Source organism: Citrobacter sp. RHBSTW-00986 (assembly GCF_013783065.1).
GTDB classification, from domain to species: domain Bacteria; phylum Pseudomonadota; class Gammaproteobacteria; order Enterobacterales; family Enterobacteriaceae; genus Citrobacter; species Citrobacter braakii.
Map to the genome: position 1 here is coordinate 4,651,100 of NZ_CP056200.1, position 13,509 is coordinate 4,664,608.

A 13,509-nucleotide genomic window follows, 5' to 3' on the forward strand; every position below is an offset into this window, starting at 1 on the left:
ATGCCGGACCCGCACAAGCGACATCCGGCATGGTCTGTTACAGCAGATCGAAACGATCCAGGTTCATCACTTTCACCCATGCGGCAACGAAATCTCTCACGAACTTCTCGTGAGCATCGCTGCAGGCATAAACTTCAGCCACTGCGCGCAGTACAGAGTTAGAACCAAACACCAGATCGGCGCGAGTTGCGGTGTATTTTACTTCGCCGCTCGAACGGTCACGACCTTCAAACAGCTCTTGTGACTCATCAACCGCCTTCCACTCATGACGCATATCCAGCAGATTGACGAAGAAGTCAGTGCTGAGTACGCCAGGGCGATCGGTAAAGACGCCGTGCTGGCTACCATCAAAGTTGGTGCCCAGTACGCGCATACCGCCCACCAGCACGGTCATTTCCGGTGCGGTTAGCGTCAACTGCTGCGCTTTGTCGATCAGCAGCGACTCGGTGGTCGACACGTCAGGACGAGCGCGGTAGTTACGGAAACCATCGGCAATCGGCTCAAGCAGTTCAAACATCTCAATATCCGTTTGATCCTGACGCGCATCCACACGACCCGGCGCAAAAGGTACCTTGATGCTGACACCCGCAGCGCTAGCCGCCTGCTCGATACCGACAACACCGGCCAGCACGATAATATCGGCCAACGAGGCAGTATGGGCAGACTTATAAATACCTTCCAGCACAGGCAGAACGCGTGCCGCGGTGGCATTCACATCCCAGCCGCGTTGTGGGTCCAGCGCCAGACGTGCACCGTTAGCGCCGCCACGTTTATCCCCGCCACGGAAAGTCGATGCCGAAGCCCACGCTACCGATACCAGTTCGCCCACGGACAGTCCGGAAGCAGCGATGGTCGCCTTCAGCTTCAGGATATCTTCTTCGCTTGGGTTGAAGAACGCATGCGGCAGCGGGTCTTGCCAGATCAGATCTTCTTTTGGCACTTCCGGTCCAATGTAACGCGATTTTGGCCCCATATCGCGGTGCGTCAGTTTAAACCACGCACGGGCAAACGCTTCGTTGAACGCTTGCGGATCGTTCAGGAAACGGCGAGAGATCTTCTCGAACTCAGGATCGAAACGCAGCGTCAGGTCGGTAACCAGCATCGTCGGCTTGCGTTTTTTCGACGGATCAAACGGATCGGGAATAATTTCTGGCGCGTCAACCGCTTCAAACTGAATCGCGCCTGCCGGACTGCGAGTCTGCACCCACTCATATTTGAACAGGTTCTCGAAGAAATAATTGCTCCATTGGGTAGGCGTCTGCGTCCACACCACTTCCAGACCAGAAGTAATTGCATCCGCGCCCGCGCCACTACCGTAGCTGCTGGCCCAACCCAGGCCCTGCGCTTCAATCGGTGCGGATTCTGGATCGGCGCCAACGTGCGATGCCGCTGCTGCGCCGTGGGTTTTGCCCAACGTATGACCGCCGCCAATCAGCGCCACGGTTTCTTCGTCGTTCATCCCCATGTTACCGAAGGTCGCGCGAATAGCCGCTGCCGCAGAAAGCGGTTCGCCGCTATGGTCTGGCCCTTCCGGGTTCACATAAATAAGGCCCATTTCGGTGGCGCCCAGCGGCGCTTTTGCCAGCTCTTCCGGGTGACGGTGAGTCAGCCAGGCTTTTTCATCACCCCAGTTTACGTCGAGATCCGGTTCCCAGACATCTTCACGACCGGCACCAAAGCCAAAGGTACGGAAACCTGAGTTTTCCAGCGCCACGTTACCCGCGAGGATAAACAGGTCGGCCCAGGAAATTTTCTGACCATATTTCTGCTTGATTGGCCACAGCAGACGACGCGCTTTATCAAGGCTGACGTTGTCCGGCCAGGAGTTCAGTGGTGCAAAACGCTGCTGTCCGCGACCCGCTCCACCGCGTCCATCGATAGAGCGATAGGTTCCCGCGCCGTGCCATGCCATGCGGATAAACAATCCGGCATAGGTTCCCCAGTCAGCGGGCCACCACGGTTGAGATTCGGACAGAAGGGCTCTGAGATCCCCTTTCAGGGCAGAATAGTCGAGTTTACTAAACTCTTTGCGGTAGTCGAAGTCCTCACCCAGCGGGTTCGAACGGTTGGAATGTTGGTTTAAAAGATCAACGCGGAGTTGATTTGGCCACCAGTCGCGGTTGTTCGTTCCTGCTCCCGCGCTCTGATCGTGACCGCCTTGATGAAAAGGACACTTACCGGCAGTTGATGCGTTTTGGCTATCGTCGGACATGCTCATCTATATGCTCCCTTTACAGTGTTCTGACTACGATATACACCACCAGAGATAAGATATAGTCGAAATAACCCACAGATTCGATAGCTAATTCCTTTTATATTTTAAGTTACAGAGATGTAGATCAAAATGATCAACAAAAAGCCCTCCGTAGAGGGCTGGGGCATCTGTTTAGTTAGGTCTTACACCCAGTGTGTGACAAATAGCGTAGCTCATCTCGGCACGGTTGAGGGTATAGAAGTGAAAATCCTTCACCCCTTCGCGACTGAGAATTTTCACCATATCCATGGCGATATTCGCGCCTACCAGCTTGCGGGTTTCCGCGTCATCATCAAGACCATCAAACATGGTCGACATCCACGCAGGAATGCGGACGTTGGTCATGTCAGCAAATTTTTTCGCCTGCTTAAAGTTAGATACCGGCAGGATGCCCGGAATAATTTCCACATCGATTCCCGCAGACACACAGCGATCGCGAAAGCGCAGATAGCTTTCTACATCGAAGAAAAACTGGGTGATCGCGCGGTTTGCACCGGCATCAACCTTACGCTTCAGGTTCAGCAAATCGGCCTGAGCGCTTTTGGCTTCCGGGTGCACTTCCGGGTAAGCCGCAACGGAGATATCGAAGTCTGCAACGTCTTTCAGCAGAGTCACCAGGTCGGAAGCATACATATCCGGTTTACCGCTTCCCGGCGGCAGATCACCGCGCAGGGCAACAATATGACGAATACCGTTATGCCAGTAGTCCTGAGCAATGGTACGCAGCTCATCACGGGTCGCATCAATGCATGTCAGGTGCGGGACCGCTTCAAGACCAGTGCGATCCTTAATGCCTTTAATAATGCTATGCGTACGGTCGCGCTCACCAGAGTTTGCACCGTAAGTAACTGAAACAAACTTCGGCTTCAGGCTGCTCAGGCGATCGATGGAGTTCCACAGGGTTTGCTCCATTTCACTGGTGCGCGGCGGGAAAAACTCAAACGAAACGTTAATCTGACCCTGCACTTCTGCCAGGCTCTGATTCAGGGCTTCCCGCTGGTTGGCGTGAAAAAAGCTCATACCTTACCTCATCAATCTTTTGTCGTTATATGTTGTGTTGTGAACTGCTATACGTTTAGACGTCTAGATGTAAAAATGACGGAAAAGCATGCTGGCGTCAACACAAAAATCATCGTTAAAGGTGAGGAATACTCAGCCAACGTGAAAAAATTTCACATCAGCTTGAAATGGTGAGAGATTGCGTCACGACCGTCTGTAGCCACTCTACTTTTGTTACGTTCTCAGGCAGCGTCGCTAACCCCATGCTAAGCCGCAATTCTGTATCAGTAAGCGGAAGGAAGATCACGCCCTGACGCTGGATAGCGGAAAAGGAGGCCGGAACCAGGCTCAGACCGTCACCCTGCGTGATCCGTGCCAGCAACACGTCATGTTCCATCGGCTCCTCAATAAGGGTAGGAGAGTAACCGGCACGACGAAAAATGTGTCGAGTGTAATCAAAAAAAGCAGGGTTACGTTCACGTTTGAACCAGAACAGCGGTCGGTGGTTCAGCGACGTTAACGAGAGCGAAGGCAGAGCCGCCTCGGGCCAGAGCGTGGGTAAGGCCGGGGCTGGATTTACGCAGTAGAGAAATTGCCACCGTCGCCGCGCTCACCGCCATGGGTAACGCCGCACCGCAGCTTAAGGTACACATCGCCGCCGCGCTGCACGTTGGCTTAACGCAGGAAGAGATTATTGAAGTGATGATGCAGATGGCTGTTTATGCGGGATTCCCGGCAGCACTAAACGGCCTGTTCGCTGCAAAAGAGGTGTTTGCCTCCCACAGAGGTTAAAACAAAGGCCAGCGGAATATCTGCTGGCCTGACCTCACTACGGTTTCACATCTTCCACACGCATGCCTTTGAGTTGCTCATCCGTCAGCGTATTTCCCGCTTTGAAATAATCCACGACCGCATTAGAGACATAGTAACCGCCGGATGTGTTACGCGCTTTACCTTCAGTAAATGTCGTGAAACCATCACCGCCGTCAGCCAGGAAGCTATTGGTGGCAATGTGATAAACCGTGGCATCCTCAATGGGTTTGCCGTTTAACGTCAATACGCTAACCCGCAGACCAACCGGTTTACTGCTGTCATACTTCATCTCCAGTCCTTTGGACACCTGCAATACACCGTTGCTTAAACCCGCGCCGTGCTCCATCAGGCTACGTAACTGCTTCCCGGTGAGATCCATGGTTGCCAGCTCATTCGGGAACGGGAAGGTGCTAATGACTGCGCCCATGGTGATGACTCCAGCAGGGATTTCATTCCGGATGCCGCCCGAGTTAGTGAGCGCTAACTGGGTATCTTTACCCGCCGCAACCAGCAACGCATCTGCCGCCAGATTTCCCAGCGAAGAAGATTCACCGTAAGCACGCGTCAGCTCAACCGGCGCGTTGGCAACCGTCTGCTGCACCACTTTATCGAGCTTTTTATTCCAGCCATCAATGACCTGTTTCGTCTGCGGGTCTGGCTGCCACTCATCAGCAAAAATGGTTTTCAGCTCGAAGTTCTTCACGGTAAATTGATGCGGTTTTTGCTGGTAATCCAGCACCAGTTTACCCACATCAATGCCGCCGCTGTCGGTAGACAGAATCAGGGTGTTACCTACTTTAATCGGCTCCGGCGTGCCCACATGCGCATGACCGGTGATCAGGATGTCCAACCCCTGCACCTGGCCTGCGGTCTGGATGTCTTTATCCAGCGCACGGCGTACATCGGTGCCCCCCAGACTGGACTGACGCGCTGGCGTGCCTTCATGGATCAGCGCCACGGTGAGATCGACTTTGCCTTTCAGCTCATCGATATAGCGTTGCAACCACTTCACTTCATCCCGCGCCTCGATCCCGACACGTGTCGCAGCGGAAACCGTATCATCAAAAGCAAACACGCCGTGCAAGCCAATCACGCCTATCTTTACGCCATCTTTTTCAATAATGGTGTAAGGCTTATCCCAGAACATTTTGCTGCTGTTTTGGTAAAAGATGTTGCCCTGCACGATCGGAAACTTTGCCTGGCTCAGCTGCAGCAGCGTATTGTCCCAACCGTGATCGAATTCATGATTACCCATGGTGACAGCGTCAAAATTCATGGTGTTCATGATATCGATAATCGCCTTCCCCTTGGTCAGGCTGCTGATATATGGCCCGGTGAAATAGTCGCCAGCATCCAAAAACCAGGTGGCGCTATTTTTCGCTTTCTCCTGCTTCACCATCGCCGAGATATTGGCCCAACCGCCAATATCTCGTGTGCCATTGGCAATCCATGGCACTTTATAAGGTTCGACATGGGCATGGAGATCGTTGGTATAAATAATCGTGACATCTTTGGCACTCGCCCAGAGCGGTAAAGATACCAGAACACCGACAGCAAGCATTTTTAGCTTCATAACCAATCCCTTTCAGTCATATAAAGATTCGCTACGTTACGTTCTGAAAGGTTTTTTTATGTGAGAAAACTCACATCCATCGGTGATAGTTGCAGGCCAAAATCAACGACCATTAAAAATCGTTGGTAACAGGATGACGTCACTGTTCACTATCAATTGCTGCAAATCCTTTGGCTGCAAAAATCTGGGGCTGGCGAGTTCAGCTGATTACAGCTGGCCAGAATATCGGCTGGGTTATGCCGCACTGCATTGTCGGGCATGCGGCAGCCTTCCACCGCTGTTTGATGAGGAACAGTTCCGTTGCTGGTTGTCGGCATATTTAGCGGATTTTGCCGCTAATCGTGGTCAGTTTTGCCCATGTTGCTACCAGCGAGAAATCATTCGCTATGGGCATAATCCCCAGGGCAGCCAGCGCGTTCAGTGCCGAAACTGCAAAAAAGTGTGGACACCAAAGCAGTCGCCTCCCACCAGCATCGTTTTGCCAGAACAAATAGCGACGATTCCCTTGCTCGTCCCTTTTCAGGGCGTTAGTGCAGGCCAGCAACTCTATGTATTACTCTCTTTTGACGCTATTCGCGGCAATGTTCTGCATATTTCCAGCAACTTCACGCCGCACACTGCCGGCATATCATTGCTTTACCGCTGGCGTGGCACTGCTGAGCCAACAGTCATTCACGACGATATCATTGAGCGAGTGAGTCAGCGGGAAACCCAGTTTTTACGCCGCAGCCAGTTTGATGAAATCCAGTACGGCAGCGCCATACTCAAACGGAACGCCAGCGGCGCGATTTTACGCCCGGTCATTACTGCCCATGGGCATTTCCGCCTGCTGAGCCATCTGTGGCCAGAGGTAAAAACCCATATTATTGCCCACGAATGCTTCCTGCGCGGCGCAGCGATAACCGCATGGGCGGAACAGTTTCGCCATCATCGCGCCTCGCTGTGGTTTATTGATGAAGAAATGAATAGCGATAAGCGCACGCTGCCCTGGCAATTGCTGGGTAAAACGTATCAGGGATGGTGGCGAAATCAGTGGCAAATCTGGCAACGAGGCGATATGCGTAAAATGGTGTGTTTGTTAACGCAGGGGCGGGTTGAAGAAAGCGCGTCAATAACCCTGGCGGCAAGCCATCGTTTTCTCGCCTGGTTGCGGCAACAGACGGAATTTGAGCAAAGTACCCGTTACTCTGCCCATTCGGTGTTTCAGGCGATAAGATCGCTGGCAGATAAATACAACGCCCTCATTGAGGGCGATGTTTACACATGTTATCCGGCAACAAAAACTACAGCAGTTGCGCCAAACGGTTGATGTCTGACTGAATCGCCCCGGCGGTCACATCGCGGCCCGCCCCCGGTCCGCGAATGACCAGCGGGTTATCACGATACCAACGGCTTTCAATGGCGAAGACGTTATCGCACGGCAGTAGTGCCGCCAGCGGGTGCTCAGGGCGTACCGCTTCAACGCCAACGCGTGCCTTACCGTTAGCGTCAAAACGCGCCACATAGCGTAGCACCAGTCCCATTTCACGTGCCGCTTCCAGGCGTTGCACCATCTGCTCGTTCAGCTCATCGCCATTTTCAAAGAAATGGTCAATAGAACCTGCTTCACAGTGCGCAGGCACCAGAGATTCTACGCGTACCTGGTCCGGTTCGATGTCGTAACCCGCTTCACGCGCCAGAATCACCAGCTTGCGCATCACATCTTTGCCGGAAAGATCCACGCGCGGATCAGGTTCAGTCAGACCCTGCTGCCACGCCTGATCCACCAGATCGGTGAACGGGACCGTGCCATCAAATTGCAGGAACAACCACGACAACGTGCCGGAGAAGATCCCACTGATCGACAGAATAGTATCTCCGCTATCAATCAGATCGCGCACGGTATGGTTGATCGGCAAGCCTGCGCCTACGGTGGCGTTATACAGCCAGTGGCGACCGGTTTTTTCAAAGGCGTCATGAATCTGGCGGTAATTATTACTGCTGCTCGCCCCCGCCAGCTTGTTGGCGCTGATAACGTGGAAGCCATGACTGGCGAAATCCAGATACTGCTCCGCCAACTGCTCGCTGGCAGTGACGTCCAGCACCACTAAATCATCATACGGGTGGGCACGCATCCACAGGAACAATGACTCTTCATCCTGTTCTACCGCCTCGTCATCGAAGAAGGCCAACGCGCGACTGGCATCCAGCCCTTCGTAATTCAGCAGGCTACGGCGGCTATCAACCACTCCTGCCAGCACGAACTCTAATCCGGTACGCGCCGAGAGCGTGGTCTGCTCGCGGGCAAACAGCTCCAGCCAGCGCGACCCAATGTTGCCTTTGCCGAACAGCACCAGACCAATGCGTTTTTCCGCGCGGAAGATTGACTGGTGCAGACCCTGAATCAGGCTCTCCGTTGGCCCGGTACGCAAGACGGCGACCAGGCTGATGCCCTCTTCCGACTGCCAGGTGAATTCGACCGGCTGACCTTTCAGCTGTTGCCAAAAGCGATGGCAGTGCAGCGGGTTACGGGTGACGCCCGCCCCAACCATCGCCACCAGCGCCAGCCCCTGGCGCAGACGCAGTTCGCCCGGCAGGCCAGCTTCATCCAGAATTTTCAATGCGCCATCAGCGACTTCGGAGGTATAGCAAAATTGCAGCAACTGGCGGTCAGGATGCACACCCACTGCCAGCGGACGCACCTGGGTGCGTTTTAAAATCTGATCGATTTCTTTATAGGCCAGTTTAAAGTCCTGGCCAGTGGGAACCTGAAACTCAATCAGGCAAACGTCGTCATGGCTGGTCACAATACGTGCCCCGGTACCGGAAGCCAGCACGCGTTCAATACGCGTCGATCCCTGCTCCGGCGTATAGCTACAACGCAACTGGAGATCGATATCGCTGCCGGAAACCGGCTGGAGGGTGCGGGCATGGAGAACCGGAGCCGCCAGACGCGCCAGCTCGCTGGCTTCATCCAGACGCAGCAGCGGCAGCAGACAGGCATCTTTTACTTTACGCGGATCCGCGCTGTAAACCCCGGCGACATCGCTCCAGATGGTTACGCGGGAAACCCCCGCCAACGCGCCAACCTGCGTCGCCGAGTAGTCGGAGCCGTTACGCCCCAGCAGTACCGTCTCACCGGCGTTGCTGCGGCTAATGAAACCAGTAACGACCAGGCGTTTGCCCGGATGCTGCGCCAGCAGTTGCTGCAGCAATGGGTAAGAAAGACCTTCATCCACCTGCGGCTGAGCGCCGCGCTCGGCACGTAAAAAATCGCGCGCATCCAGCCAGGCTGACTCCAGCCCCTGTTGGTTAAGGACGGCAGACATCAAACGCGCCGACCACACCTCGCCATGCCCGACGACTTCAGCATAGACGGCATCATTCACGCCGCTGTCGAGTAACCCGGCCAGACGCTCCAGATCGTGAATAAACGCGCCGATCAGCCCATCCGCCACCTCAGGAGGTAACAAACCGCTGATAAGCTCACTCTGATAGCGACGTAACGCCTGTTGAACCTGATGCGCAGAAAGACGATCGGTCTGGCTTAATTTTAGCCAGCTAATCAACTGGTTAGTGGTACTGCCTGCGGCTGAAACAACCATCATGTCATCAGGCTGCGAGTACTCTGCCATAATGCCTGCGACACGCAGATAACATTTCACATCAGCCAGACTACTACCACCAAATTTGTGCAGTTGACGACCCTTCGTCCCTGCCTGCGCAATCACACTCATGTTTACCCCTTGTTTGCAGCCCGGAAGCCATTTTCCAGGTCGGCAATTAAATCTTCGCCATCTTCAATACCGGTGGAGATACGCAACAGCGTTTCCGAAATTCCGGCAGCAGCACGCGCTTCTGGCGCCATTCCCGCGTGTGTCATGGTTGCGGCATGGGAGATCAGACTTTCAACGCCCCCTAACGATTCCGCCAGCGTAAACAATGACAACCCGCCGAGGAAGCGACGCAGCGTTTGCTCATCGCCATCCAGCTCAAAACTCAACATCGCGCCAAACCCTTTTTGCTGACGCGCGGCAATCTCATGGCCCTGATTATCCGGCAATGACGGGTGATACAATTTTTTCACCAGCGGCTGAGTTTGCAGATAATCCACAATCGCCTGAGCATTACGTTGCGCCACCTCCATACGAGGTGACAGAGTACGCAGGCCGCGCAACAGCAGATAACTATCAAACGCGCCGCCGGTCACACCAATATTATTCGCCCACCATGCCAGTTCAGTGACCATTTCAGGATCTTTTGCTATCACCACACCAGCCACTACGTCGGAGTGACCGTTTAAATATTTCGTGCATGAATGCAACACCAGATCGGCGCCTAATGCCAGTGGATTTTGCAGTGCCGGGCTTAAAAAAGTGTTGTCCACCACGCTGACCGCACCAGCCTCGCGCGCCAGCTGGCAGATTTTCGCGATATCCACCACGCGCAACAGCGGGTTGCTTGGGCTTTCTACCAGCACCAGCTTCGGTTTTTCCGCCAGTGCCGCCTGCAACGCCTGCTCATCTCCTTGATCGACAAACAGTACGCGATAACAGCCACGCTTTGCCAGGCTGTCAAACAGACGATAGCTCCCGCCGTAGCAGTCGTGTGGTGCGACCAGCAGATCGCCAGGCTTGAGGAATACCGTAGTCACCAGATGAATCGCCGACATGCCGGTGTTGGTCAGTACTGCCCCCACCCCACCTTCCAGTTCCGCCAGCGCACGCTGAACGACATCACGCGTTGGGTTACCGCGGCGCGAATAGTCATGGGCGCGAGGCTCATTAAAACCGGTAAAGTTATAGGTGCTGGAGAGGTGGATCGGCGGGACAACGCAACCGTACTGTTCGTCGTCATTTAACCCGCTACGCACTGCGATGGTGGCCTGTTTACGCGTCATATTGAGGAGATCCTGGCTGAGTCGGTGAAAAGTCAGACACCAGAGTAATCATAGTTACGATAGCCGTCAATACATCTGGACATCTAAACTTCTTTGCGTATAGATTGAGCAAACCGGAAATAGCCGTTAAAATTATATGCATTAGCGTACATCTGCGTCGGCTTACTTCGTGTCAGGGCCACGCCACTACGATAAACTACGCGCAATTATGGTCCGGGCTCAGGTTCTGGCCTCAATATTAATGACAAAGAGGATTAGGTATCTCATGGCTGAATGGAGCGGCGAATATATCAGCCCATACGCTGAGCACGGTAAGAAGAGTGAGCAAGTCAAAAAAATTACGGTTTCCATTCCTCTGAAGGTGTTAAAAATCCTTACCGATGAACGCACGCGTCGTCAGGTTAACAACCTGCGTCACGCCACCAACAGCGAACTGCTGTGTGAAGCGTTTCTGCATGCTTTTACCGGGCAACCATTACCCAACGATGACGACCTGCGTAAAGAGCGCAGCGATGAAATTCCGGAAGAAGCAAAGGTAATCATGCGTGAACTGGGTATCAACCCGGAAACGTGGGAATACTGATTTTTCAAGACAGATGAGAAAAGGCGGGATTACTCCCGCCGCTTCTCACTACGTTACTTACTGATACCATTAAGCTTATTCAATGTTTCTTCCATTTTGAGCGTCTCTTTACGGTTCAATGGATAGAAATAAATCAGAATGACCGCTGCCAAGAACAGGCATAAAGCCGGTAACAGATTTGCCATCGTATAGATGTTTTCCTGCACAATGCTGGTTTGCACAGCGCCGCCCGTTGACGAAGATTGATAACCAATGATGGCCAGCATAAAGCCGCCAATAGCCCCTGCGCACGCCTGGCCAACCTTGCGGGCGAAGAAGTTCACGCCATAGACGGTCCCATCTTCACGATCGCCGGTGACATACTGGTGATAATCACACACATCGGTCATAAACGCCCAAATCATCAGGTTGAATAACCCAGCCCCCAGCGTCGCCAGGAACAGGAAAACCAAATAAACCTTCGCGTCGGTAATGTGGGTGAAGTACATAATCACATACATGGCTACCGCAAAGAGCAGCGCGCCTACGCTGGCTTCTTTCTTACCAAAGCGCTTCGTGAGCCAGGATGCCGAGGGTGCCAGCAAAACCAGAGAGCCAAAGGTGAAGAGCAATGCAACGGACATGGCCTCTTTGTTATGGAAATAGTCATTAAACAGGTAAGTCATGTTGGTACCAGACAACCCCTGATTAATCACAATCAGCAGATCCACAACCACTAAAACAATTAGCGCTTTATTGCGTATCAGCCCCTTCAGCAGCACAGAAACCGGCATGCTCTCTTTTCTTTCCACCCGCACGCGTTCCGTCGTTAACTGACAGGTCAACGTTAAAAAGATAAACCCCAGCACAGAACAACCAATGGCAATCCAGAAGAAATGCTGCCCAGAGATCACCTGGCTTCCGTCCACCAGAGTGGTGTACATCAGGATCGGAATAAAAAAGCCGGTTGTCCCGCCGCCGATGGCGGACCCAACGCTGCGCCAGGTTGACAGCGATACGCGATCTTCCGGATTCGAGCTTATCGCCGCAGACATGGCGCCATACGGAATACTCACTGTCGATAACAGCGAACCGTAAATAAAATAGGAACAGCAGATGTAGATAATTTTCGCCGTATAAGAAAAATCATGCACAAACGGCAGGAACAGAACGACCGCAATGATGCAAAACGGGTACTTCATGCGGCGCACCCAGGGGTTAAATCGCCCATGTACCGTTAGTTTAGAGGTATCACATAAGCGCCCTACGCCAACGTCGACAAACGCATCAAAGAGTTTGGTCACAAAATAGAGTGAACCAACAATAACACCGGAAATACCGAGTACGTTGGTGTAATAAATCATTAAAAAACTATTTACCAGCCCAAGAATAAAACAGGTTCCGAGGTCACCACATAAATAACCGAATTTATCTCTTAATCCGAAAGGCCTGACGGCAATATTTTGATTGCTTCCGATCATTGTTCCATCATTAGACATGATGTTAACTCCTTAGACACATTATTCACGCAAACTATGCGTATACCGATGCTCAGCGTAATAAATCGATACGAAGTGTATTAACGGTCAGAAGTTATAACCGAGACCAACGCGATAGCGGGTCTGACGATCGTCTGTGGTTGTGGTGTTATACCCCGAGGAAACGTTACCCACCTCAACAAATGGAACCCATGAGCCTATTTTATACGCCACACGGAAGTTATATTCGTAATCGTCTTTTCGGTTGTTATATAAATCTTCGCTATCGGCAATTTTATAAATGCCATTTAGCTCAAACATCCAGTCATTGATGTTATAACCGAGCCATGCTTCCGGACGATAGACCATGCGGTCATCCTTGCCATCAGTGTTTCTGCGCATGTACTCCTGACGATAGCGGAACGCGGTCCACCAATGGTCATTGATGTTATACTGCACGCGAATATAAGGCTTATAAATCGCGATGTTATCGCCCGTTTCGATCGCAATACCCGGCTGCCAGATAAGGTCCTTCCAGGTGAACTGGTAGCTTGCCGTATACTCGTTGCCATTACTTTCCATATTATTCCACGCATCATTAGATTGCGTATTTTCGGAACGTGAAATGGCCTCGACTGCCACACCAAAACCCGTAGCAAAACGATGCGACATATAAACACGGTCGTAATTACGACCATCATCATAATATTCATGTCGATAATCAACATAACCCGCTTGCGCGGCCGCAGAGAATAATGAAATCAGTAATAACGCGGATTTAAATTTCATGACCATCCCTCTTCACACTAAATCTAGGAAATTGCCCATCTCGCTCCGTCCATAAATGAAGAAACGATGAAGGAATAAGAATAATTTTATATTTCCACGAAAGTGTATTTTAGAAAGAAGGAAGAAACCTTTGGTATTTTGCCAAAGATTGGCATAAGTGGC

At 52.4% G+C, this 13,509-nt stretch carries 9 protein-coding genes and 2 pseudogenes; 3 read left to right on the forward strand and 8 right to left on the reverse strand.

Features of this window, described 5'->3' with window-relative positions:
* Positions 1 to 37: 37 nt before the first annotated feature.
* From katG to HV345_RS22365, 3 genes and pseudogenes are all read right to left on the reverse strand, one after another.
* Entirely contained in the window at positions 38 to 2,218 is a 2,181-nt protein-coding gene (gene katG / locus HV345_RS22355; protein ID WP_016155274.1) for a catalase/peroxidase HPI, read from the reverse strand.
* A 168-nt stretch (positions 2,219 to 2,386) separates the two neighbouring features.
* Positions 2,387 to 3,274 carry a methylenetetrahydrofolate reductase gene (gene metF / locus HV345_RS22360; protein ID WP_016155273.1) on the reverse strand — a complete coding sequence of 296 codons (888 nt, stop codon included), beginning with the start codon at positions 3,272 to 3,274 and terminating at the stop codon, positions 2,387 to 2,389.
* A 157-nt stretch (positions 3,275 to 3,431) separates the two neighbouring features.
* Positions 3,432 to 3,818 (reverse strand): annotated as a pseudogene (locus HV345_RS22365) (LysR family substrate-binding domain-containing protein); the annotation flags it as partial.
* Here HV345_RS22365 and HV345_RS22370 point away from each other — a divergent pair.
* A pseudogene (locus HV345_RS22370) lies at positions 3,812 to 4,045 on the forward strand (carboxymuconolactone decarboxylase family protein); the annotation flags it as partial. The pseudogenes HV345_RS22365 and HV345_RS22370 overlap by 7 nt on opposite strands.
* 37 nt (positions 4,046 to 4,082) lie before the next feature.
* Here HV345_RS22370 and HV345_RS22375 read toward each other — a convergent pair.
* Entirely contained in the window at positions 4,083 to 5,639 is a 1,557-nt protein-coding gene (locus HV345_RS22375; RefSeq protein ID WP_019077905.1) for a bifunctional UDP-sugar hydrolase/5'-nucleotidase, read from the reverse strand.
* A gap of 133 nt (positions 5,640 to 5,772) precedes the next feature.
* Here HV345_RS22375 and HV345_RS22380 point away from each other — a divergent pair, with 133 nt between their 5' ends.
* Positions 5,773 to 6,948, forward strand: coding sequence for a hypothetical protein (locus HV345_RS22380; protein ID WP_049269713.1), 1,176 nt, complete (start codon positions 5,773 to 5,775; stop codon positions 6,946 to 6,948).
* Here HV345_RS22380 and metL read toward each other — a convergent pair.
* Together metL and metB are read right to left on the reverse strand one after the other, a co-directional pair.
* Positions 6,923 to 9,355, reverse strand: coding sequence for a bifunctional aspartate kinase/homoserine dehydrogenase II (metL, locus tag HV345_RS22385; protein WP_181636067.1), 2,433 nt, complete (start codon positions 9,353 to 9,355; stop codon positions 6,923 to 6,925). The two genes, HV345_RS22380 and metL, sit on opposite strands and share 26 nt — an antisense overlap.
* Positions 9,356 to 9,357: 2 nt before the next feature.
* Positions 9,358 to 10,518, reverse strand: a complete 1,161-nt coding sequence (metB, locus tag HV345_RS22390) for a cystathionine gamma-synthase (RefSeq protein ID WP_181636068.1) — start codon at positions 10,516 to 10,518, stop codon at positions 9,358 to 9,360.
* 265 nt (positions 10,519 to 10,783) lie between these two features.
* On the opposite strand from metB, the gene metJ reads away from it, so the two are divergent.
* The gene (metJ, locus tag HV345_RS22395; RefSeq protein ID WP_003825168.1) at positions 10,784 to 11,101 is read left to right on the forward strand and encodes a met regulon transcriptional regulator MetJ; all 318 of its coding nucleotides are present in this window, start codon (positions 10,784 to 10,786) and stop codon (positions 11,099 to 11,101) included.
* Between the two features lie 53 nt (positions 11,102 to 11,154).
* Here metJ and HV345_RS22400 read toward each other — a convergent pair whose 3' ends face one another.
* Positions 11,155 to 12,579: an MFS transporter gene (locus HV345_RS22400; RefSeq protein ID WP_053388904.1), complete on the reverse strand. Its 1,425-nt coding sequence runs from the start codon at positions 12,577 to 12,579 to the stop codon at positions 11,155 to 11,157.
* An 87-nt stretch (positions 12,580 to 12,666) separates the two neighbouring features.
* Positions 12,667 to 13,347, reverse strand: a complete 681-nt coding sequence (locus HV345_RS22405; RefSeq protein WP_115191123.1) for an oligogalacturonate-specific porin KdgM family protein — start codon at positions 13,345 to 13,347, stop codon at positions 12,667 to 12,669.
* Positions 13,348 to 13,509 lie beyond the last annotated feature (162 nt).

What these genes read in the sequence shown, in the direction of transcription:
- katG (WP_016155274.1), bottom strand. Translation starts at nt 2,218, where the DNA reads ATGAGCATGTCCGACGATAGCCAAAACGCATCAACTGCCGGTAAGTGT.
- metF (WP_016155273.1), bottom strand. Translation starts at nt 3,274, where the DNA reads ATGAGCTTTTTTCACGCCAACCAGCGGGAAGCCCTGAATCAGAGCCTG.
- HV345_RS22375 (WP_019077905.1), bottom strand. Translation starts at nt 5,639, where the DNA reads ATGAAGCTAAAAATGCTTGCTGTCGGTGTTCTGGTATCTTTACCGCTC.
- HV345_RS22380 (WP_049269713.1), top strand. Translation starts at nt 5,773, where the DNA reads ATGACGTCACTGTTCACTATCAATTGCTGCAAATCCTTTGGCTGCAAA.
- metL (WP_181636067.1), bottom strand. Translation starts at nt 9,355, where the DNA reads ATGAGTGTGATTGCGCAGGCAGGGACGAAGGGTCGTCAACTGCACAAA.
- metB (WP_181636068.1), bottom strand. Translation starts at nt 10,518, where the DNA reads ATGACGCGTAAACAGGCCACCATCGCAGTGCGTAGCGGGTTAAATGAC.
- metJ (WP_003825168.1), top strand. Translation starts at nt 10,784, where the DNA reads ATGGCTGAATGGAGCGGCGAATATATCAGCCCATACGCTGAGCACGGT.
- HV345_RS22400 (WP_053388904.1), bottom strand. Translation starts at nt 12,579, where the DNA reads ATGTCTAATGATGGAACAATGATCGGAAGCAATCAAAATATTGCCGTC.
- HV345_RS22405 (WP_115191123.1), bottom strand. Translation starts at nt 13,347, where the DNA reads ATGAAATTTAAATCCGCGTTATTACTGATTTCATTATTCTCTGCGGCC.